Below are 23,413 nucleotides of genomic sequence, written 5' to 3'. Positions count from 1 at the left end.
ACACTCAACACTCAACACTCAACACTCAACACTCAACACTCAACACTCAACACTCAACACTCAACACTCAACACTCAACACTCAACACTCAACACTATCCACCAATAGTGCTCATACTTTCTGAAACATTTCCGTTTGTTCTATTAGCTTCTGCAATAAATCCATTTTTAGGTTTTTGTTTCACCAGTGATAAAAACAGTTGTTTTAAATCGTTATTACTTGCACCTTTTCTTATAAAGTCTCTAATGCTAAACACACCATCATCAAACAAACAGTTTTTAAGCATTCCTGTTGAGGTAATTCTAATTCTGTTACAATCATTGCAAATAGTTCTTGTAAAAGCAGGTATAATTCCTACTGAGCCTTTAAAATTTTCAACCTGAAAATTTCTTGAAGTAGATGATTTTTTTGTGGGCACTTCATAAATTTTGAATTCAGATTGTATTTCTTCAAGAATTCGTTTTAGATTCCAGTTTTCTCCAATCTCACGTTGCCCACTACCATTAAAAGGCATTTCCTCAATAAAACGAACAACGATATTTTTATCTTCTGTAAGCTTTACAAAGTCGTTAATTTCGTTGGTATTAAAACCTGACTGGACCACTACGTTCAACTTTAGATTTAAGGAACTTTTTTCTAATAATTCAAGAGCACTGTAAACTTCTGAAAACACATTTCTTCTGGTAATCTGGTTGAATTTATCCTCGTACAAACTATCAATACTTAGATTAATATTTTTAACCTTTTTTAAACCCTCAATCGATTTAATATGTTTTTTAATTAAAGCTCCGTTTGTGGTAATATTGATAGTATTTAGAAGGTCATTAAAAGACAGCATTTCTAAAAAATTCACAAAGTCCTTTCTTACAAAAGGCTCACCTCCTGTTAATCTAACTTTGGTAACACCTAATTCCGTAAGCACGCGAATTATACGATACATTTCCTTATAAGTTAGTAACTCCTTTCTTGGTACAATATCAATACCATGTGCAGGCATGCAATATTGACAACGTAAATTACAACGATCGGTAACTGCCAATCGAACATAGGTAATCTGACGTCCAAAACTATCAATAAGTTGCTGCATAATAACAAAGGTAAGATTAAAGTATTAATTAATTCCTGTCATTTGTCATGTTATACGAGTTCTGATTTAAATTTCACAATTAAAATACAGTTGTTATTTAACAAATATATACCTTATTACTGACGGAAAATTACTCTCAAGCTGCTTGTTTACACAATTTCCATTTTCTGAAGTAGAAAGGAAGCATTCATGTTTTTGCAAACACCATTTTTCATTTTATAATCAAAAAACAGCTCATTGTTTACAATTTCAGCGTCAAAATAGTAGTTCTGAATTTGCTTATATTCATCAGCTAGTTCACATAAACTAACATCATGTGTAGCAATAATTCCTGTAGATTTAGATTTGGTGAGCTTTTCAATAAATTGCTTTGAACCAATGGCTTTATCTTTGCTATTCGTTCCTTTCAAAATTTCATCAAGAATAACGAAATAAGTGTCCTCTTTTATTTCGTCTACAATAAACTTTAATCTTTTTAATTCAGAATAAAAATAAGATTCATCGTCCGTTAATGAATCTGAAGTACGCATACTAGTAATGAGCTTTATTGGTGAATACTCAAAAGTATCTGCACATATAGGTAAACCACAATTAGCCATAATAATTGATAATGAAACCGTACGCAAAAATGTACTTTTCCCAGCCATGTTTGCACCTGTAACAATAAAGAATTCCTCATTGTTAATAATAAAATCATTATCAACTCTATTTGAAACTTTTAACAGAGGGTGACCCAAATTTGATGCTTCAATTGTTTTATTTTGATTTCTAATTATAGGGAAACTATAGTTTGGGTGATTAAAAACAAAGTTTGCTAATGAATTATAAGCATCAAAAAAATCGACTACTTTAAACCAATTATCAACAACATCTTTATAAGCCTTAATCCATTTTTCAGTTTTAGAAGCATTGTTAATATCCCATAAAAACAAGCCATTTCCTGCTACGGCTATCAGTATATTATTTCGTTGATCAAAAGCATTTAATATGTTTGAAAACTCTTTAAAAATAGAAGAAGCTTTTTTTTCTTGAGTTGTAATTGCCGATTGTTTTTTTACTAAAAGTTCAGCCTCAAAGTTTTCTGTTTCTACTTGTTCCAGGAGCAAATAATATTGTTTAAAAACGTCTTTGGCACTGCTTGCTGAAGTATAAAGTTGCTGTGTCTTTTTAAAGTAAAACATGGATATTCCTAATCCAACAAAGAACCAGGTAGTAATTACTGAAAAAGGAATTAATCCAAAAGAAATTAATCCAATAATACTCAATGAAATTATAGAAAATATCCTTGGAAGGACTAATAAAAACGAAGGTAATTTAGGTTCGTAAGTTTCAATCCAAGATGAAATGTTTGTAATTTGTTTTTGTGTAGGAGAAACCAGTTGAGCTAAGGCTGTAAAATTCTCGCGCCATTTTGATTTTTTCGAAAGTTCATGAAGTGCCTTTTGTCTTTCTTCAATAGTAGTAATATTATTTGCCGTGAGTAAAGAGGCTAAGAGTTTTTTTCCTCTAATAGTCGCTGTTCTGTTTAAATATTGAAAAAATGAACCCCTTCCAAATAAATCAACATCGTTACTATAATAATGTAAAGGTTCGATAAATTCTTTTCCATCGGGCCTATCTGAAAAATCATTATTTAAAACTGAAAGCTCCGTTTCATTGAACGAAACTTTTAATTGAATAAGATTTCTTTTTTCTTTTAAATTTTGATGCTTAACAACGAGGAAACCAAAAAATATAACTCCAATTCCACCAATAATAATAGGTGTATATGGAATTTTGAAGGTAAAATAAACTCCAAAAAGCAAACTAAAAAAAACAATAAAACGAAGAAGTCTAACAGTATTAATAGTTTTGTTTATTTCGGTTAGGCCTAGTTTATGTGCATCAAGTTGGTTTGAATAAAAATTGTGTAGTTCTTGCATCTCCTAAAAAACAATAAAAATACGGGTTTATATGCATTTTTACCGAGTAAAATACAGAAAATAATATAAGGTTATGTTTTTAGAAAATTGTATTTTCGTTGTATGCCAACAACTTTAGAGCTTCAAATAAAAACCCTGCCCAATTCACCAGGAGTATACCAGTATTTCGATAAAAATGATGTGATCATTTATGTTGGAAAAGCAAAGAATTTGAAGAAGAGAGTATCATCTTATTTTACTAAGAATCATGAAAATGGTAAAACAAGAGTTCTGGTAAAAAAAATAACCTCTATAAAACACATTGTTGTTGATACAGAAACCGATGCGTTACTACTTGAAAATAGTTTAATAAAAAAACATCAACCAAGGTATAATGTAATGTTGAAAGATGACAAAACTTATCCTTGGATTTGTATTAAAAAAGAACGTTTTCCTAGAATTTTCATGACCCGAAGGGTTGTAAAAGACGGGTCAGAATATTATGGACCTTATACAAGTGTTAAAACAATTACATCGTTATTTTATTTAATTGACGAGATTTATTCGGTTAGAACTTATCGTTATGATATTGGTAAAAAAAAGAGCAACCATAACCATTATATAGGTTCTTTGGAACACCAAATCAAGAGTTTAAAAAATCCAGAAAAAAATATTCAAACAGAGGAAGCGTACTTAGCTGATATCAATGATGTTCGGAATATTATTAAAGGTAATTTTAAAGAAAGCATTCAAAAACTTGAAGAGTTGATGAAGTATTTTGCTGAAGAAATGCGATTTGAAGAAGCTCAAGAAGTAAAAGAAAAACTTGAAGCGTTACAAAACTATCAAGCGAAGTCGACCATCGTAAATCCGTCAATAAATAATGTTGATGTATTTTCAATAATTTCAGATGAAACCCATGGGTATGCCAACTTCTTTAAAATTATGAACGGGGCTATTGTTCAGTCTTATACCACTGAAATAAAGAAAAAGCTAGAGGAAAGTGATAAGGATTTATTGGAGTTGTTTATTGTTGAAACAAGAAATCGATTCAATTCTTTATCAAGAGAAATATATGTGCCTTTTGAGGTTAATTTAGGTGATAAGGTAAAAGTAACGGTTCCGAAATTAGGTGATAAAAAACGTATTGTTGAATTATCAGAAAGAAACGCAAAGTATTATAGACAAGAGCAGTTTAAACAAATAAAAATAGTAGATCCTGATCGCCATGTGAAGAGAATCATGGGGCAAATGCAGAAAGATTTGCGTTTACGAGTAGAGCCCCGTCATATTGAATGTTTTGATAACTCGAACATTCAGGGAACAAATCCAGTGGCCGCTTGTGTTGTTTTTAAAAATGGAAAACCAAGTAAAAAAGATTACCGACACTTCAATATTAAAACAGTAGAAGGACCGGATGATTTTGCCTCGATGGAAGAAGTGGTTTATAGAAGATATAAACGTTTGTTGGAGGAAGAAAAACCATTGCCACAACTAATAGTTATTGATGGTGGTAAAGGACAACTTTCTTCTGCATTAAAAAGTTTGGATGCTCTTGATTTAAGAGGAAAAATAGCCATTATTGGTATTGCAAAGCGCTTGGAAGAAATTTATTACCCAGGAGATAGTGTTCCGCTGTACTTAGATAAGAGGTCTGAAACACTTAAAATTATTCAATATCTACGAAATGAGGCGCATCGTTTTGGAATTACGTTTCATAGAAATAAGCGCAGTAAGAGTGCAATTCAGTCTGAATTAGAACAAATTCCTGATATTGGTAAACAAACAATAACAAATTTATTACGTAAATTTAAATCTGCTAAGCGAGTAAAAAGCGCTAGTTTAGAGGAATTACAAGAAGTGGTAGGTTTTTCACGAGCACAAAAAATTTACCAATATTATCATAAAGATAAAACTATGAAATAGAGATAATTAATCGTTTTTTAAATGATTGATTGCAAAATTATTACATCTGTTGCCCCTTATATTACGCATTGATAAATAATAATTTTAAAAGGATAGAACTAATATGTTAAAACAATAGGTAGGCATATTACTTATTATAATTTTAACGTTAGTTAGTATCTTCTAACTAAGAAAGTGAAAACAAACATATGAAAAAGCTATTATTTTTTTTAATGGCTCCTGTAATTCTATTTGCACAAGAACAGCCAAAAGTTGGATTAGTTTTAAGTGGAGGTGGAGCAAAAGGATTTGCTCATGTAGGGGTATTAAAAGAACTTGAAAAAGCAGGACTACAAGTAGATTATATTGGTGGAACTAGTATGGGGGCTATTGTAGGAGGACTTTATGCTTCTGGATACTCTCCTGATCAGATTGAAAAGGTTATTAAAGAGGCAGATTTTATGAAGTTGCTTCAGGATGAGGTAAGTAGAGAATCAAAACCTTTTTTTATAAAACAACATGGAGAAAAATATGCTGTTACATTGCCTATAAAAAACGGAAGTGTTGGATTACCTTTAGGTTTATCTAGAGGTCAAAATGTTCTTAATTTTTTAACGGAGTTATTGGCTCCAGTTGATGAAGTTACCGACTTTTCAAAACTTCCCATTCCTTTTTATTGTATAGGAACCAATATTGAAACGGGAAAAGAAGTAGTTCTTGAAAAAGGATCTTTGGCACTAGCTTTAAGAGCTAGTGGGGCATTTCCTTCTTTATTAAACCCTGTTGATATCGATGGTCAGTTATTGGTTGATGGAGGAGTTGTAAACAATTTTCCTGTAGATATTATGAAAACAAAAGGTGTAGACATAATTATCGGTATTAATGTTCAAGGACAACTTTTAAATAGAGAAGAGTTATCTTCAGTAGCATCTGTTTTACTTCAAATAATCAACTTTCAGATGTATCGTAAATCTGATGAACAGGCAAAGCTTCTTGATTTCAACTTAAAACCAAATATTTTAGAGTATAGTGTTATTTCTTTTGATAAGAAGAAAGAAATTATTAACGAAGGAACAAGGGTTGCCAAATCAAATAAATTTGTTTTCGATAGCATTGCTAAACTTCAGAAAATAAAAAGAAAACGTCCGCAGATTACACTAAAAAGTAAAAAGTTTTTAGTAGATAGAATCATTATTAAAGGAAATAAAAACTATACAGACAATTATGTTTTAGGAAAACTTCAACTCGAAGAAGGAGATAGTACTTCGTACAAAGATATTTCAAGAAAAATTAGTTCACTATCAGCAACCAATAATTTTGAAAGAATTGACTATCATTTTGAAAAGTCGTTTTCAGGTAAAAAATTGGAATTAAAAGTAAAAGAAGATAAAGTGAAATCATATGTTCGTTTCGGAATTCATTATGATTTATTATACAAAACAGCCGTTCTTTTAAATTATAACCACAGAAAACTACTCATGCAAAATGACGAGTTTAATTTTGATGTGGGGATTGGTGATCGCATTCGATATAGGATGGATTACTTTATTGACAATGGTTTAATTCCAAGCTATGGTTTTACTTCTCGATATAACTCTTTTAAAAGTTCATTTCTTTTTAATAACGATTTAATAAATAGAATTAATATTAAGTATACAGATTTTACCAATGCTTTCTACGTTCAAACCACAATTGATAAAAAGTTTGCCTTTGGAATTGGGCTTGAGAACAAGAAGGTAAAGATTTCTTCGGACACTTTTTTAACCAATGGAGAAGAAACAATATTTGATAATAGTAATTATGTGAATGCTTATTCTTTTTTGAAGTTAGATACTTACAATAAAAACATCTATCCAACTGATGGTTATTTTGCCAATGTAGGTTTTAAGTGGTTTGTATGGTCCGATAGAAATAAACGTATTGGTGATTTTGTTCAAGAAAGTAATGATTTTAATCAGTTTTCTCAGATTTCTGGAACCATTGGTTTTGCTAAATCTTTTTTTGATGATAAGTTAACTTTTCAATATACAGGAGAAGGAGGGTTTACATTAGGTAAAGAAGCTTCAGAGATTTTTGATTTCAGACTAGGAGGTTATAACCAGAACTATGTGAATAATTTCGTTTCATTTTATGGATATGATACTGGTGAATTAGGAAACCAAACATTTGTAAAGTCCGAATTCAATTTTAGATACAATGTTTATAAGAATCATTATGCCACTTTTATAGCAAATTATGCACGTGTAGAGCATGATGTGTTCAAAGACGGTAAGTTATTTGATAACACAAAATCTGGTTACGCTCTAGGGTATGGATTAAGTACATTTATTGGACCGATTGAGTTAAAATATACTTGGTCTCCTGATCATAAAGAAAAATACTGGTTGTTTAATTTAGGTTTTTGGTTTTAAGAATGAAAGTTGAAAAAGCCAATGAAAACGATTCGGAGTTACTAACTCAACTAACAATTCGATCCAAAGACCACTGGAATTATGGGGCAAAACAAATTTCAGAATGGAAAGAAGACCTCAAAGTTTCTTCGGAATATATCAGAAATAACCATGTTTACAAACTAGTTGAAACCAATAAAATTTTAGGTTTTTATGCTTTCGAAATAATAAATAAAGAGAAAATCAAATTAAACTTTTTATTTATTGAACCAGAGTTTATTGGTAAGGGCTATGGTAAAAAACTTTTGACCCATTTTTTGCTTCGCATTAAACAGGATGGATTTAAAAAAGCATATCTTGACGCCGATCCAAATGCTGAGGTATTTTACAAACGTAATGGATTTAAATCGGTCGGAAAGATAGAAAGCTCTATTAAAAATAGGTTTCTGCCCATCATGGAAATAGAATTATAAATAATACTATTACACAGCTTTTTCTAGAGTAAAAGAGAATTCAGAACCTTCACCATATTTGCTTTTTAAAAGAATGGTTTCTCCATGTGCCTCAATGATATGTTTTACAATAGATAAACCTAAACCAGAACCTCCTTGTTCTCTTGAGCGACTTTGATCAACTCTATAAAAACGTTCGAATAAACGAGAAAGATGCTCTTGTTTAATACCTTCACCATTGTCATTTACTTTTATAATGAATTTTTTAGAATTGTAATTTTCAACACTTACAGTGGTTACCCCTCCAACTTTACCATATTTGATGGAGTTAACAATTAGGTTAATAATTACTTGCTCAATTCTTTCAATATCGCCTTTTACAAAAAAAGGAAACTCATAAGCCTTATCTAGTTGTAACTTAATACCTCTTTTCTTAGCTTTCATTTCAAATAAATCAAAAACATTTTGAATCATTTCCAAAATATTGAAGGTTTCAATATTCATTTTCATACCTTCTGTTTCCAATTTAGCAATCATGTCTAAGTCTTTAACAATTGAGGTCAATCTTTCAACACCTTTATTAGCTCTTTCTAAATATTTGGTTCTAATTTCAGTGTCTTCAGCGGCTCCTTCAATTAAGGTTAAAACATAGCCTTGAACAGTAAAAAGAGGTGTTTTAAGTTCATGAGCCACATTACCTAAAAAATCTCTTCTAAAAGAATCTCTTTGCGTTAAATCGGCTATTTCTTCACTTTTCCCTTCAACATATTCCTGAACCGTTTTAGTTATGGCTTCAACATCAGTTGTTATTTTTTTTCTTTTCAGATCATTAACATCCAAAAAAGAAATGTCTTCATATAGTTTTTTTATTCTTTGATAAATAAAATGCTCAGCTCTTATCTGAATAACAAAGAATGAAATGATAAAAATTATGATGCCAAAGGCTATGAAAGTGACTATACCCAGATGTTTGTATAGTAAAAAGTAGATAAGTACTGAAAAAACAGTAGAAAGAATGGTCAGATAGAAAGCTGACCAAAGCGCATATTTATATGTTTTTTTCAATTTCAAAATATTGTTATTTGTTATAAACAAAAGTAGATTGCCTTCTTAAGAGCAATCTACTACCTTATATAATTTTTTAATTGGATATTATTTGTCGAATCCTTCTAAGACAAATTTATAACCAACACCTTTTACCGTTTTAAAATAATCATCACCGATTTTTTCACGAAGTTTTCTAATATGAACATCAATTGTTCTTCCTCCAACAACTACTTCATTTCCCCATACGTTATCTAAAATAACTTCTCGTTTAAATACTTTACCAGGTTTTGATGTTAGTAGTGAAAATAGCTCAAACTCTTTTCTAGGAAGAGAAATTTTGTTGTCACCTTTAAAAACAACATATTCGTCTCTGTTAATAATTATATCTCCAATTTTGGTAGTGGTATCTGTTTTTTCTTCTGTTTTTAATCGTCTTAATAACGACTTTACTTTGCTAACCAAAACCTTAGGTTTAATAGGTTTTGTAATATAGTCATCAGCACCAGCATCGAAACCAGCCACTTGAGAATAATCTTCACCTCTAGCTGTTAAAAAAGAAATAATAGAATCTTCAAGAGATTTTATTCCTCTAATTTTTTCACAGGCTTCAATTCCATCCATCTCGGGCATCATGATATCCAATAATATTAGATGCGGCTGCACTTTTTTAGCCGTTTTAACCCCTTCAGCCCCATTATTGGCTGTAAAAACTTGATATCCTTCAGATTTTAGGTTGTAACCCACTATTTCTAGTATATCTGGTTCATCATCAACCAATAAAATCTTAATATCGCTAGTATTCATACGTTGATTTTTAAGTACTTTATTCCAAAAGTAACGATAAAATAACAAAATAGCTATTTAGCTATTTAACTTAACGATGATTTAATGATTTATAAACCTATAAAAATATTTTAATCTATAATTCAGTGATTTAACTTTTCTAAATCCAAGAGATTTAGGTGATGGTGGTTTGGTGATAACATTGAATTTGAATTATGCCAAAAATTATTAAGGTTATATCTATTTCAAATCTTTTATGAATTCCGATGGGGTTCTGTTTTTTAGTTTAACAAAAGCCTTAGAAAAGGAGTCGGAGTTACTAAAACCAGCTTCCTGAGCAATGGCTTTAATTGTATATTTTCTAATAATTGAATTAGATTCTAATAAAGCAATAATATTATTAACTCTTAATGTGTTTAAGTAATTTGTAAATGAGGTTTCTTTATAATGGTTTACTATTTTAGATAAATAGCTTGTATTTGTATTTAATTCTTTAGCTAAAACTGTAAGAGTCATGTTTTGAGAAGTGTACCTCTTATTTTTCTCAAACTGATCAAGACCAAATAAAATACTTTTAACAATTTCCTCTGGAATACCTAATTTTTTATTGCTTTTTGATTTATGAACAAGGCTTTGAGTTTTTAAGGTATTTGAATTACTTGCTATCAAAGGACGTAAATATTTTCTTTCTTGTAAAACTCTTAATTGTATAATAGATTGATAACCGAGCCAATAGATTAAAATTGTTGTAAAAATTCTCAAAGGATAATAAGATGGTAAGAATATATTAAACTTAAGAATTAATGTGATTAGCAAAGGAATAAACCAAGAAACATAAGATAACAATCCTAACCTGAAAAATATTCGAATCCATTTTAAGTTGTCAAAATCCGTAATGTTAGATGGAATTCTTTTCATTTTAACCATTTTGTACAAGTAATAAGTATATATGAAAATGGCAATTGAAACGAACATACTCAATAACTCTTCAAAAATCACATATTTTTTAAAAGCTGTTATGTTTGAAGCAACTTCATTATTACTAAAATAGAAGCCAAGTCGAATAAGTAGTAGCCCCCAAAAAGTAATTGTAACAATTTTAAAAAGGTTTTGTTTTCTTTTTTCTATTTCCAGATAATTAATAAGGAATAAGTAAAAAAAAATGGCGATTAAAAAATGCCAAGGTATTTCAAAATACCTTAGAAACTCACTATCCTGAAAAAACTGTTTAACTAACACCCACGATTGGAAGTTATTTAAAGAGATTACTAAAACTAAAAAATTAATGAAAAGAAAAGCTTTTTTCGTGCCTCCTTTTGAAAACCATAAGATTAAACAAAATATAAATCCATGAATGGAGCTAATTAGCAAGAATAAGTTGAAAAAATCTTCCACTATCAATTTTTAAAGTTGTCGTTTTCCTTAGTAATCCCAAATATATGCATTTCAGTTTTTATGTTAACTCGTTTGGTTGATCGTGTTTTGCCATGAATTTATAAATACGGGTTGGTATTTATGAATTCAGGATGCTAAAACTTGTATGTTTTTTCTTAAGGGAATTATTTAGCAGTAGAAAAAAAGCACTAATGATTAAATATAAAAATGAGTTCATAACATATAATCATTAAAAAAGAAAAGATGAAATCTAAAATAAAACGTAACATTATGAAAAAACAATTATTTATGATTCTATTGGCTATAAACTTTATGGTTAAAGCTCAAAACAAAACGGATTCTAGAGAAACAGAAAGTCAAAAAAGCATGACTGAATTCTCTAAAGCAAAACGACATAGCCTTAGTTTAGATGTAGTAGCAGGACTTGTTTTCCCAGCCTTTAACCCAAGGTATGAGTATGTACTAAATAAATACAGTGGTATAGGTGCAGATTTAAATATTAATTTTGGTAATGATGACTGGTTAGGAGTCTTTGATAAATTTTCGTTTTCGCCTTATTATCGCCGGTACTTTTTTTCGAAAGAAGATTATGGTGCTAAAGGATTTTATGGTGAAGGTTTTTTAAAGTTCTACACATATGAAAATAAACCCATTATCATTTTTGGGCCTGAAAATCCTACAAATACAAATGACAAAACATATTTTGAAACAGCGATAGGAATAAGCATTGGCTGGAAATGGGTAAGTGATTCCGGATTCCTTATTGATATAAATACTGGTTTCGGTCGTAACCTTGGTTTTGCAGATGATCCCAATAAGCAGGATTTTACTGGAAAATTTGGATTAAATTTTGGGTGGCAGTTTTAAAGTTTAAGGTTGTATGTGTAATATAATTACGGATTGGCTGAAAGTAATTGCTAAAAGAAACTGCTACTATTTTATAAAGCGGAGTATATATAATTACGGGGCTGAAAAAATCGATTTTTCGGTAAATAGAAAAAGTTTAAACAAGTTCATTTATTTGAATTAAAGTTACTAATCAACAAATGTTTCTTGAATAAATTTAAAAAGATTGGTAATGTTAAGAAGAGAACTTTTTTAGGTTCTCTTTTTTTATTTTTTGTAACTTTATAAAAAATCATGGTATGAAAAATTGGTTAAAACTGAGCTCTTTTGCTATAAAGTTTAGAGATGCTTTCAATCGGTTTCCTGTTGTAATTTGTTGGGCAATTGTAGGTACTTTAATATCTCTTTTTACAATTGAAAATAAAGAGGTAAACAAACCTTTTTGGATAAGAATAGTATTAACGTTTATCCTTGGGGTTAGTTGGTTATTAAGTACAAACTTATTGAAGAGAAAATCTAAGAAAAAGACGTTCTTATTTTACTTAATTCCTACGGCAGTTTTAGGTTACTTCTATTTTTTTGTTGGTGAGTATCAGAATGGAATTGATAGTGAAAGTGTACTTCTTTTCTTTCTTTATTTTATTTCTGGTCATTCATTAATTCTGGTTAGTCCTTTTGTTTTTCAATGGAATAGAAATGCTTTTTTTAACTATATAAAGAAAGTTTTCCTTTCTGTAGCTCGAAGCTTATTTTTTTCAATGGTTTTATGCTTGGGGGTAATCTTGGCAATTCTTGCTATTGTAAATCTGTTTAATGTTAATGTATCTGATAAGCGATTTTTTCAAGTTTTTGTGTTCTCTTTAGGAATAATGAATACCTGGATTTGTTTAGCGGATTTTCCAACTGAAACAAAGAATACATCTGTTGAATATACCAAAGGCTTGGAAATTTTAGTAAAGTACATTCTTTTACCATTATTAATAATTTACCTAATCATTTTATACCTGTACGGTGCTAAAATAGTTATCAACTGGACCTTGCCTAAGGGATGGGTTAGTTATTTAGTAGTTGTTCTTTCACTTCTTGGTTTTGTTATTCAAATTTTAATAGATCCCATTCAAGAAAAAGATAAATCATTAATTATAAAAAGGTTTTACCCTTGGTTTTATATAGCATTATTACCAATGGTTGTTTTACTATTTGTAGCAATTTTCAGAAGAGTTTCTGAATATGGCATCACAGAGAGAAGATATTTGGTCATTTTAATGGCTTTATGGATTTTGGGAATGATCATATATATGTTTGTTAGTAAAACGAAAAAAGTAAAAACATTTATCACTTCATTTACGATTATTGGAATACTAATATCCTTTGGTTTATGGAGTGTTTTTTCTGTTTCCACAAGAAGTCAAATAAATCAGTTTAAAAAAGTTTATAACCATATCCAAAAAGACCAACTTATTACTTCTAGTAGTAAAAAACGGCAGATGGAATCTGTACTTCGTTATTTGCAGGAGAAGAATCAATTATTTCAATTAGAATCTCTTTTGGGTTATAATCCTGAAACAGCTTTTCAAGGAGAAAGCAGTTGGAGAATACCAGAAAAAGTTATTGATAGTTTACAGATAAATGTTAAGGACGATGAAGGGCTATCTTACCGCTATTTTAATTTGAACGAATCGGAGTTGATAATAAGAACCGAAGGGTATTCAACACTTAAAATTCTTTATTTGAATGATTATAAGTCAGAAGAAAATAAAATAGCTGGATATAATTTTTCATTAAATGAAAAAAAGAATATAATCGAAGTAAAATCTACAAAAGGAGATGTACTTGATATTGATTTAAACCCTTTAACTCAAAAACTTTGGGCTTTAACTATAGATCATAATGTAAAACAATCGTATTTGACTATTGAAAAAGAATTTGAAGAGCTTGAGATAAAAATTATAATAGATAATATAAGTTCACAAAAAGAGAATGGAAAATTCATGACAACTCACGCAAAATGCTATGTACTAATAAGAGAAAAAAATGCTAAGAAAAAATGAAATTAAAAATGTCTTGTTTTTAGATATTGAAACGGTTCCTCAGTATGAAGTTTGGAATAATTTATCGAATGAAGAAAAAGAGCTTTTTGATTTAAAAACCAAATATCAAAGGAAAGATGGATATAGCGCTGAAGAGTTTTATCTAAGAGCAGGAATATGGGCGGAATTTGGTAAAATAGTTTGTATTTCGGTGGGCTATTTTAAAAAGAAAAACGAAATAGAAACCTTTCGAGTGACTTCATTTTCTGGAGTAGATGAGAGAAAAATCTTATTAGATTTTAAATGTCTTTTAGATAATCATTTTAACCAAAAGCATCACTTATTGTGTGCTCATAACGGTAAAGAATTTGATTTTCCTTATATCGCTAGAAGAATGGTTATTCATCAAATAGAACTCCCAGAAAAACTTAATTTATTTGGTAAAAAACCTTGGGAAATATCACATTTAGACACTATGGATTTGTGGAAGTTTGGCGACTATAAACATTATACTTCATTAAAACTACTCACTCATGTTTTAGGAGTACCTTCACCCAAAGAAGATATTGATGGAAGTGAAGTTGCTGATATTTTTTATAAGGAGAAAAACATTCAAAGAATTGTTGATTACTGTGAACGTGATACGGTTGCTGTTGCCCAGGTTTTCTTAAGATTAAATAATCAGCCAATTTTAAATGAAGAAGCAATAGTAAAAATAAAAAAAGAGGCTTTTCGGCCTCTTTTCAATCAATAGAGCATAAAATTATTTCCCTTAGTTATGCACAAAAACGTAAATCGAACTCATCTTAGCAAGTTTGACTCTTTTTAAGGATAAAGAAAAGCAAAGACAAGTTTATTCAAAAAAGTCCTGAAAATACACTTATACTATGAGCTTCTAGGTTTAGTGTATCTAACTAATACTATGTGAAATCAAGAAGTAAGCAAAAGCTATAGTTTGAAGTAATTTCAGGACATAATTTTGACAAGTGGTATCGAAATTTCGACATCACTGGTAATATTTTAATTATTAACAGGTACTACTTTTACTTCGTATTCATCAACACCATTGCTGTTTTTACCTTTCCAAAACTTAAATACATAATCTTTTTCTTGTCTTACTTGTATTGGAATATCAAGTTCTCTTTCTATGGCTTGATTAATACAGTTAGCATCTAAATCTTGCAAAGCTCTTACAGCTACAATTCTTGTTGTATCGTCATATTGGTAATACAAATTGTAAAATGAATGGCAATTGTCAGGTAAAGAGTATTTAATTTTAATAGTATCAATAGTATTGAAAGTGAAACTATCGGGTGTCGTTGACTCGTTAATAGGCAATACTTTAACAACTAAATTATTTCCATCGAGTGAACATGAAAGAAAGCCTAGGGCTAAGATAAATAATAATACTTTTTTCATGAGTTTAGGTTTTAAAATTGATAAATTAATCCAGAGTATACACCAATGGTATAAGGTCTAAAACCATTAGCATTTTTTGAAAAAGTGTTTAATTGCACTTTAAACATTGGGTTAACTGCGATCTTTAATTTTTTATTTATGGAATATTGAAGGTCAATACCTAAATTTCCACTGAAATTTATAGTGTTTAAATTATTAGCTTTTCCGAGCGATTGCGACTGTGTTTCAGAATTAAGTACCACTTCATTTTGGTTTAAGAATAAAGAACTTACACCAGTAACGATTTGCGAGCTGAATTTTTTACTTTCTAAAAATGTATACTTTACTTCTACAGGAATTTCTATATAACTATAGTTTTGCAGTAAGGAAGCATTAGTAGTTTCAACTCTTGAAGTGGAAATAGAGTTTGCATCAAGAGGAGTTTCTGAAGTACTTAATAAAAATAAAGGCTCAGAACTGTGTTCTACATTTTGTAAACTGGCTCCTCTTACATCGTTAAGAACAGAAAGATTATCATTTGAATAACCAATTTTCTGAACCAATAAACCTGATTGAACGGTCCATTTATCATTTACCTCATAAGCAAGTTTTACACCATATGAAAAAGTGTTTTCTCCATTAGTATCAGAAGCGTTTAAACTTTTATCTAGTGCTGAGGTGTTTGTAAAAGAATTGGTATGTGTTAAGGCAAACGTAGGAGAAACAGACCATTTGTTCTCTTTGTTTTCAGCGATTAATACACTGTCTCTTTTTTGTAATTCTTTTAAGAAGTCCTTTTTCATTGACTTCTTAGTTGAAGTCGAATCATTTTTAGAGGAAATTTTAATTGAATTGTTTTGCGACTCCTTTTCAAAAGAAATCTTTTCCATAGCATTTTTCTCTTCTGACAATGACCCTTCTTTAACCACCTTGTCTGAAGTTGAACTTTTACTAGCAATAAGAGTTTTATTTTGAACTGTATTTTTTACTGATTTACTATTCTTAATTGGTTGATTTGTTCTGGGGGAATTTGAGCTTTTTGCTACAACAATTGTTTCTTCTTGAATAGGTAAAACAGGAATTATTTTCTTAGTATGTATCGAATCTTTAGTGGTATCAGGAGAGGTTACAATAACATCATTAATAACAGGTTCATCAGCTTTCAAAAAAGGATATAACAATATCCCAATAATTACAATAGAGGCAACACCAGTATAGATCCACCACATAGGTAAAACTTTGCGTTTTTTCTTCTTTAGTTTTGCTTCAATGGCATTCCAAACTTCAGGGTTAGGAGTTACCTCCAAACCTTCAAGTTTTTCTTGAAACAATCTATCTATATTTTCTTTACTGTCCATTTACGCTTCTTTTTGTACTTTTTGGTGAGCTTCTATTTTTTGCTTTAATAATAACCGAGCTCTTGATAAATTAGATTTAGAAGTTCCTTCAGAAATTTCAAGCATTTTTGCAATTTCCTTATGAGAAAACTTATCTAATACATACAGGTTAAAAACCAATCGATACCTATCAGGTAACTCTTGAATACATGCCAGAAGAAAATCTACATTTACTTCCGATTCATCATAATACACATCTTCTACTTCTTCTATGGCTTCCTCTTTTACTAATTGTAAGGGCGATTTTTGCCGATACTTTTGCAAAGCAGTATTAATAGTTACTCTTTTCATCCAACCTTCAAAAGATCCTTTATGATCATATTGCTTAATTTTTTTGAAAATGGTAATAAAACTGTCTTGTAAAGTATCTTGGGCATCCTCATAATTTTTAGAATATTTAAGGCACAACGCAAAAAGCTTAGTAGAGTACAGTTCGTAAACCTCTGCTTGTGCCTTAATATTCTGTCGGCAACATTGTTGTATGATTGTCGTTAGGTTAATGAGTCTATTTTTTTAAAAATACTAATAATTCAACTGAGCGCTACCGTTGCTGCAAACAATTCCTATTGGTGGAGCAGGGGTATCGCAGGTAGAAACAACATTCCATTTTTTATTGTACTTATCTTCTTCTGTTCTGTGTTTTTCAATTAAACTAAGAAACAGTTCAACATTTATTTCGTTCGAATATGCTATATATCCATGAGGTCCACCACATGCTTTACTTCCGTAAGAAACAAAGGACCAATTATCGGAGTCTTTACAGTCTAAATCTTTTACCATATCATTGGCTTGATCAAATATCTTTTTTACTTCTTGATAATGCTCTTCTTGATTGGCAGGATCAATAGTTTCCTTTAGATCATTATTGCTATTGCATGATAATAAGATTACAAATAAAATAGGTAGTAGTTTGAGGTTTTTCATAATTAAAATTGGTTTTTCATTTAATAAATAGGTTAATTTGGTAAATCGTAAGATTCCTTTTTTGTTTTGGTTAAAATTCTAACAAGATATTTGTCTTCTCCAACAGCCATTTTTGATGAGTTTTTTGTAGAAATTAATAATTCATATTCATACCCATCTTCATAAACGAAACCATTAATATTGTCATAACATGTTTGCCAAGAATCAAATTCGTTTTCTTTAAAGAGCAATTCTTTCTGAGAGGCTTTTTTGGAAGCTATCGTTATGAATTTTTGATTCTTTAAAGATTTAGAACTAGTAATATTCATCATTCGTAGTACAGTATCTATTTTTGATTGCAAGCTTTTCATGAGATAATATTTAAGTGGAACGTTTAATTTTTGTTTAAAACATCATTAATGATTTTTATTACTAGATGCACAAAAAATTAAATGGTTGCGTAGAATACTCTTATTTTTGTAAAAATTATGCAGAACAAGGTTTTTAACATACAATCCGAAGAAGATTTTAAAGAAGTTACTCTCGATGTTTTTAAGCATCAGTTTACCAATAATAGAGTGTATAGGTCGTTTTGTGATTTGCTCTATATACATCCATCAGATGTAACAAAAATTGAGGAAATTCCATTTTTGCCAATTCAATTTTTTAAATCAAGAGAGGTTCTTTCTTCCAAAGATCCAATACAGGAAACATTTTCAAGTTCAGGAACCACAGGAAGCGTTACAAGTAAACATTTTGTCACGGATTTATCTTGGTATGAAAAAAGTTATTTACTTGGATTCAAACATTTTTATGGAGATATAAGTGATTATGTAGTTTTGGCTTTGCTACCTAATTACCTTGAGCGAAAAGGATCTTCACTAATTTATATGGTGGACGATTTAATCAAACGTTCTGGTAATCCTGAAAGTGGATTTTACTTGAATAATTTATCGGAATTAGCTAAAACTTTAATTGATCTCGAAGAAAAAGGAAAGAAAATATTGTTAATTGGAGTTTCATTTGCCTTATTAGACTTAATAGAGGAATATCAGTTTTCTTTGAAAAACACTATTATTATGGAAACTGGAGGAATGAAAGGAAGAAGAAAAGAGTTAATCCGAGCTGAACTTCATGAGTTGTTGAAAAAGGGATTTGGAGTCTCTGAAATTCATTCAGAATATGGTATGACGGAATTATTAAGTCAAGGGTATTCCAACGGAAACGGGATTTTTAATTGTCCCCCTTGGATGAAACTATTAACACGTGATACCGAAGATGCGTTAAGTATTTTACCTACTGGAAAATCTGGTGGAATTAATGTTATCGATTTGGCCAACTACAATTCTTGTTCATTTATTGCTACACAAGATCTTGGTAAAGTATATCATAATGGAAGTTTTGAAATTATTGGACGTTTCGATAATTCTGATATTAGAGGGTGTAATTTGATGGTCCTTTAATAGTTACTTTTAAGTTATCTGCGCTTTTTTAAAATAAACAATCGTAAACATATTGATTAAACCTGGCTTTTAGTTTAGCATAGTAAAGATTGGTGCTTTTGGGGAGTTTTAGCAATCAAGGAGTTAAAAAGGTATAAAAATAATGCAGTTTTAATGTAAGTGTTTGTAAATGTATTCGACAACTTTCCAAAACTATACCATTATGAAACAACTTTGTACTTTAATATTGTTAACAATATCAACGGTTATTTTTGCCCAAAAAATAGATTATAATACCAAAAAAGGTTTTGTCGCTGAAGGATATGATGTAGTGTCTTATTTTGTAGATGATAAGCCAAGTAAAGGGAAGAACAAATTTCAAACTGTTTATGATGGGGTGAAATTCAAATTTTCTTCAGAAAAGAATTTAGCATTGTTTAAAGAAAATCCCGAAAAATATGTTCCACAATATGGAGGATACTGTGCCTATGCGATAGCAGCAAAAAAAACAAAAATGTATATCGACGCTGAAGCATATGAAGTAAGAGATGGAAAATTGTACTTGTTTTACAGTTCTTGGATATCTAATAAATTGGAAGATTGGAAAAAAGGAGATACTAAAAAACTTCAAAAACAAGGAGATAATAACTGGGAAGAACTTAAATATAAATAGTAATTGGAATGAATAAATTAGTTATCATCTTTCTTTTTATATGTTCGTTAGGATATAGTCAAAAAAATTATAATTTAAAAAAAGGGCTTGTCGCTAAAGGGTATGATGTTGTGGCTTATTTTGATAATGAGGCGACAAAAGGAAGTAAGAAGTATTCAACAACACATGACGGAGCAACATTTAGATTTTCTTCTAATGAGAATCTACAGAAGTTTAAACAATCACCTGAAAAATATGCACCGCAATATGGAGGATATTGTGCATATGCAATTGGAAAAACTGGTGAGAAAGTTGATATTAATCCGAAAACATTTGAAATTCGAGATGAAAAACTATACTTGTTTTATAACGCTTGGGGAACCAATACACTAAATCTTTGGAACGAAGAAAACACTGAGAAATTAAAAAAACAAGCAGACAAAAACTGGAAGTCGATTAGTCAATAATAGTTGGCTAGATTGAATCTAGGGGGACAACGAAAAAGAACTGAATTATTTCAGTTCTTTTTTTATTACTAGATGTTTTTAATGAGCTCAACTGTTTGAAATCAATAGAATTGAATCTGTTTTTTAATTTTATAATAAAGAAAATCAAGAAAGAAGCAAATATTATTCTGTTTAGTTTATTTTTGTTTGAAATACCCTTTCCACTATGAATAACTTTTCATTTTTTAACCGAGAAAACAGTAAAAAAGAGCTACAATCAACAGAATTTGACATTCTAATTATTGGAGGAGGAATTACAGGAGCAGGAATTGCTTTGGATGCCGCTTCTAGAGGAATGAAGGTTGCTCTTATTGAAAAAAATGATTTTGCTTCTGGAACGAGTAGTAAATCTACAAAGTTAATTCATGGAGGATTACGATATTTAAAACAATTCGATTTTTGGCTAGTGAAAGAGGTAGGAACGGAAAGAGCCATTGTTCATAAACTGGCTCCTCATTTAGTCATTCCTGAAAAAATGATTTTACCTTTAATCGAGGGCGGAACTTATGGTTCTTGGTTAACTTCAATTGGGTTAAAGGTATATGATATTCTAGCTTCGGTTGAAGGAGATGATAAGAGAAAAATGCTCGATAAAGAAGAAGCTTTAGAAAAAGAACCATTACTTCCAGAGGAAATTTTAAATGGAGCTGGGTATTATGCCGAATACAGAACTGATGATGCTCGATTGACCATTGAAATTTTAAAAACAGCCAGTCAATACGATGCGCAAATTATAAATTATGTTGAAGCTACGGAGTTTATTTATGAAAACAAACGAGTAGTAGGAGCAAAAGTAACTGATGTTTTTTCTGGCGAAACCTTGGATATTAAATCAAAATATGTAGTAAATGCAGCGGGTCCTTGGGTAGATGAGTTACGCCAGATTAACAATTCAAAAATTGGCAAGCGCTTACATTTAACAAAAGGGGTTCATTTGGTAGTTGCGCATGAAAAATTACCAGTTAAGCAATCTGTGTATTTTGACATTCCTGATGGACGTATGATGTTTGCTATTCCAAGAGGAAAAGTAACATATTTCGGAACTACAGATACGAATTATCAAGAAGATAAAAACAATGTAGAAACATCAATTGTTGATGCTTTATACTTAATAGAAGCAGTGAATAATATGTTTCCAGAGATTACATTGACACTTGAAGATATTGAATCTTCATGGGCGGGTTTACGACCATTAATTCACGAAGAAGGAAAATCAGCTTCAGAGCTTTCTAGGAAAGATGAGATTTTTGTGTCTGATACGAAGCTTATTTCAATAGCAGGAGGAAAATTGACAGGATACCGTAAAATGGCAGAGCGTATTGTTGATTTGGTAGCTAAGAAAATGAGACGAAGGTTTGAAATAGAATTTGATCCAATTCAAACAGAGGAAATTGTTTTATCAGGTGGACCATTTCAGAATTTTAAATCTGTAAAGCTTTACATTAAGCAGGTGTTTAAACGAATGGAATCAGAAGGTTTTACCAAGCAAGATGCAGCTTATTTAGTTTATAATTATGGAAAGCAAACAAGCACCATTTTAGATAAATTTGATGAATTATCTGAAGAAAACAATGAGAAGAAGTTAGTAAAAGCAGAGGTTTGGTTTACTATTCATCATGAAATGACCTGCACACCTACGGATTTTTTTATGAGAAGAACAGGACGTTTATTTTTTGATAAACCAAGTGTTGATAGAAATAAAGAGTTCGTTTTAGAAGAATTTGCAAATTATTTTAATTGGGAAAAAGAAGATTTAGAATTTCATAATCAGGAGCTAGAGGATAAGATACAGTTGGCGGTTCATTTTCAATAAAAATTGTACTTGCTGAATAGCTCTAAAATTTTTAGAATTGCATATGAGGAAGATATTTTTATCTACCCTATTTTGGGGTATACTTTGTTTACAAATTGTAGTTGGTCAAAACTCGAATCAACATTCCGGTTCAAAAAAAGAAGACTTTTTAGAGTCCAATATTAATAATTTTTTTATGCCTTCTATAATCAAGGATCAAGAAGGAGGAAATCATAAAAATGCGATGGACATTTTAAATGATTTGCTTAAAAATAAAAACCTAAAGCTAAAATATCCTGAAAGCTATTCTAAACTAAAGGAGCGCCAAATTGTTAGTCTGTTCGCTTTAAAAAGAGATAAAGAAGCAATAAATACGTTCAATGAGATTTTGCCTTTAAAGGAAAATATTAAAGACTTTGAAGGTCTTTGTTTTCTTAATGGCGAAATGAGTAATTACTACTTAACTCAAAATAGAAAATCGAAAGCAAAATCTCATGCAATTAGCGCATGTGATAATGCATTGAAGACAGGAGATAAAGAGTTGCAATTTGAAAAAATAGAGTTTCTTCTAGTTAATTTTCAAGAGAGTGCCCTTAGTGAATACTTCAATAAACATGCTCAACTAAAAGAAGATTTAATTCGTGAAATAAATGAAGTAGAGAAAAGCTTAGATAGAGCAAATCATCTGAATTTTGAAAAAGAAAGGTCCAATAAGAAATTAATAGAGGAGAAGAAACTTTTAAACCTCGAAATAGAAAAGCAAAAGCAACAAAAAATGGTTGCGGGATTGGTAGCCATGATTGCCTTGTTCACCTTGTGTTTTGTTTTATTACTATTTACTAAAAAGAAAAGAAAAATATTTCAAAGTAATGAACTTGAAAAGGAAAGAGTAAAATACCAAGAAAGAGATAAAATTGCTCAAAAACTAAGAGGTCCTGTCTTAACGAATCTACATGGAATAAGAAGAAACGCCGAACTATTCAATTTAGGAATAGAAAAAGGCGATTCGCAGAAATACAAAAGTTTTCTGAATGATTTGGAGAGTTTGGAAAATGAACTTGATAAAGTTTCAGATGATCTAACTACTTCAAACAAACAAGATTTCAATATATCTATCCATCAGTTGTTTTATAAAAAAAGTAAGGAAGGCAATTTTACTTATGATTTAGAGCTAGGTAATAAGAAATGGACAGATTTGGAGGATAAATATTTAAATATCATTTATACTACTTTACAAGAATTACTTCAAAATACGTTAAAACATGCTAAGGCTACGAAGGTAAAATTGAGCATAAAAAGAAGCAAAAATGATGTTTTCTTGAAATACAAAGACAACGGTATTGGTTTTAATATAAATAATCAGATCAATGGAATTGGACTTAAAAACATTAAATCGAAAGTAGAAAAGCTGAATGGGGAATCTTCTATATTTTCAAAACCAGAAAAAGGAATGCAAATAGAGATAAAGTTGCCTTTGAGGCATTAAT

General features: G+C 30.2%; 21 protein-coding genes. 11 read left to right on the top strand and 10 right to left on the bottom strand.

Annotation, left to right across the window (positions count from 1 at the left end; genetic code table 11):
• Positions 1-94: 94 nt before the first annotated feature.
• Together moaA and ACKTTV_RS03260 are read right to left on the bottom strand one after the other, a co-directional pair.
• Positions 95-1,087, bottom strand: a complete 993-nt coding sequence (gene moaA / locus ACKTTV_RS03265; protein WP_408029376.1) for a GTP 3',8-cyclase MoaA — start codon at positions 1,085-1,087, stop codon at positions 95-97.
• A 149-nt stretch (positions 1,088-1,236) separates the two neighbouring features.
• Positions 1,237-3,009: a MutS-related protein gene (locus ACKTTV_RS03260; RefSeq protein WP_408029375.1), complete on the bottom strand. Its 1,773-nt coding sequence runs from the start codon at positions 3,007-3,009 to the stop codon at positions 1,237-1,239.
• Positions 3,010-3,111: 102 nt separating this feature from the next.
• Here ACKTTV_RS03260 and uvrC point away from each other — a divergent pair, with 102 nt between their 5' ends.
• The 3 genes from uvrC (at position 3,112) to ACKTTV_RS03245 (ending at position 7,756) form a co-directional block, all read left to right on the top strand.
• Complete coding sequence (gene uvrC / locus ACKTTV_RS03255) at positions 3,112-4,914, top strand: excinuclease ABC subunit UvrC (protein WP_408029374.1); 1,803 nt, start codon at positions 3,112-3,114, stop codon at positions 4,912-4,914.
• Positions 4,915-5,102: 188 nt separating this feature from the next.
• Entirely contained in the window at positions 5,103-7,304 is a 2,202-nt protein-coding gene (locus ACKTTV_RS03250; RefSeq protein WP_408029373.1) for a patatin-like phospholipase family protein, read from the top strand.
• 2 nt (positions 7,305-7,306) lie between these two features.
• Positions 7,307-7,756: a GNAT family N-acetyltransferase gene (locus tag ACKTTV_RS03245; RefSeq protein WP_408029372.1), complete on the top strand. Its 450-nt coding sequence runs from the start codon at positions 7,307-7,309 to the stop codon at positions 7,754-7,756.
• Positions 7,757-7,765: 9 nt separating this feature from the next.
• Here the strand turns inward: ACKTTV_RS03245 and ACKTTV_RS03240 are convergent, their stop codons facing one another.
• The 3 genes from ACKTTV_RS03240 to ACKTTV_RS03230 form a co-directional block, all read right to left on the bottom strand.
• Positions 7,766-8,806, bottom strand: a complete 1,041-nt coding sequence (locus ACKTTV_RS03240) for a sensor histidine kinase (protein WP_408029371.1) — start codon at positions 8,804-8,806, stop codon at positions 7,766-7,768.
• Positions 8,807-8,887: 81 nt separating this feature from the next.
• On the bottom strand, positions 8,888-9,586 hold the full coding sequence (locus ACKTTV_RS03235; RefSeq protein WP_408029370.1) for a response regulator transcription factor: 699 nt from the start codon (positions 9,584-9,586) through the stop codon (positions 8,888-8,890).
• Between the two features lie 219 nt (positions 9,587-9,805).
• A complete protein-coding gene (locus ACKTTV_RS03230; protein ID WP_408029369.1) occupies positions 9,806-10,483 on the bottom strand; it encodes a helix-turn-helix domain-containing protein in 678 nt (225 codons plus the stop codon).
• Positions 10,484-11,230: 747 nt separating this feature from the next.
• On the opposite strand from ACKTTV_RS03230, the gene ACKTTV_RS03225 reads away from it, so the two are divergent.
• The 3 genes from ACKTTV_RS03225 (at position 11,231) to ACKTTV_RS03215 (ending at position 14,590) form a co-directional block, all read left to right on the top strand.
• Entirely contained in the window at positions 11,231-11,827 is a 597-nt protein-coding gene (locus ACKTTV_RS03225; protein WP_408029368.1) for a hypothetical protein, read from the top strand.
• A 278-nt stretch (positions 11,828-12,105) separates the two neighbouring features.
• Positions 12,106-13,857, top strand: a complete 1,752-nt coding sequence (locus ACKTTV_RS03220; RefSeq protein WP_408029367.1) for a DUF4153 domain-containing protein — start codon at positions 12,106-12,108, stop codon at positions 13,855-13,857.
• Positions 13,841-14,590, top strand: a complete 750-nt coding sequence (locus tag ACKTTV_RS03215; protein ID WP_408029366.1) for a 3'-5' exonuclease — start codon at positions 13,841-13,843, stop codon at positions 14,588-14,590. The genes ACKTTV_RS03220 and ACKTTV_RS03215 overlap by 17 nt, the downstream gene beginning before the upstream one ends.
• Positions 14,591-14,856: 266 nt before the next feature.
• On the opposite strand, the gene ACKTTV_RS03210 is transcribed toward ACKTTV_RS03215, so the two are convergent.
• The 5 genes from ACKTTV_RS03210 to ACKTTV_RS03190 are packed head-to-tail and all read right to left on the bottom strand — an operon-like array spanning position 14,857 to position 17,905.
• Positions 14,857-15,255 (bottom strand): hypothetical protein, encoded by a 399-nt coding sequence (locus ACKTTV_RS03210; protein ID WP_408029365.1) that lies wholly within the window; start codon positions 15,253-15,255, stop codon positions 14,857-14,859.
• An 11-nt stretch (positions 15,256-15,266) separates the two neighbouring features.
• A complete protein-coding gene (locus ACKTTV_RS03205) occupies positions 15,267-16,592 on the bottom strand; it encodes an outer membrane beta-barrel protein (protein WP_408029364.1) in 1,326 nt (441 codons plus the stop codon).
• The gene (locus ACKTTV_RS03200) at positions 16,593-17,132 is read right to left on the bottom strand and encodes an RNA polymerase sigma factor (protein WP_408029380.1); all 540 of its coding nucleotides are present in this window, start codon (positions 17,130-17,132) and stop codon (positions 16,593-16,595) included.
• A 21-nt stretch (positions 17,133-17,153) separates the two neighbouring features.
• Positions 17,154-17,555: a hypothetical protein gene (locus ACKTTV_RS03195; protein ID WP_408029363.1), complete on the bottom strand. Its 402-nt coding sequence runs from the start codon at positions 17,553-17,555 to the stop codon at positions 17,154-17,156.
• Positions 17,556-17,587: 32 nt separating this feature from the next.
• The gene (locus ACKTTV_RS03190) at positions 17,588-17,905 is read right to left on the bottom strand and encodes a DUF4377 domain-containing protein (RefSeq protein ID WP_408029362.1); all 318 of its coding nucleotides are present in this window, start codon (positions 17,903-17,905) and stop codon (positions 17,588-17,590) included.
• 117 nt (positions 17,906-18,022) lie between these two features.
• Between ACKTTV_RS03190 and ACKTTV_RS03185 the strand changes: the two genes are divergently transcribed.
• The 5 genes from ACKTTV_RS03185 (at position 18,023) to ACKTTV_RS03165 (ending at position 23,412) form a co-directional block, all read left to right on the top strand.
• Complete coding sequence (locus ACKTTV_RS03185) at positions 18,023-18,997, top strand: LuxE/PaaK family acyltransferase (RefSeq protein ID WP_408029361.1); 975 nt, start codon at positions 18,023-18,025, stop codon at positions 18,995-18,997.
• 202 nt (positions 18,998-19,199) lie between these two features.
• The gene (locus tag ACKTTV_RS03180) at positions 19,200-19,649 is read left to right on the top strand and encodes a YHS domain-containing (seleno)protein (protein WP_408029360.1); all 450 of its coding nucleotides are present in this window, start codon (positions 19,200-19,202) and stop codon (positions 19,647-19,649) included.
• A gap of 8 nt (positions 19,650-19,657) precedes the next feature.
• Positions 19,658-20,095, top strand: a complete 438-nt coding sequence (locus tag ACKTTV_RS03175; RefSeq protein ID WP_408029359.1) for a YHS domain-containing (seleno)protein — start codon at positions 19,658-19,660, stop codon at positions 20,093-20,095.
• Between the two features lie 205 nt (positions 20,096-20,300).
• On the top strand, positions 20,301-21,947 hold the full coding sequence (locus tag ACKTTV_RS03170) for a glycerol-3-phosphate dehydrogenase/oxidase (protein ID WP_408029358.1): 1,647 nt from the start codon (positions 20,301-20,303) through the stop codon (positions 21,945-21,947).
• Positions 21,948-21,990: 43 nt separating this feature from the next.
• Positions 21,991-23,412, top strand: a complete 1,422-nt coding sequence (locus tag ACKTTV_RS03165; RefSeq protein WP_408029357.1) for a sensor histidine kinase — start codon at positions 21,991-21,993, stop codon at positions 23,410-23,412.
• Position 23,413 lies beyond the last annotated feature (1 nt).

Source organism: Tenacibaculum xiamenense, assembly GCF_964513065.1.
GTDB classification, from domain to species: Bacteria; Bacteroidota; Bacteroidia; order Flavobacteriales; family Flavobacteriaceae; genus Polaribacter; species Polaribacter xiamenense.
Note: the sequence above shows the minus strand (reverse complement) of the source record. Positions and strands in the feature narration are given on the sequence as shown.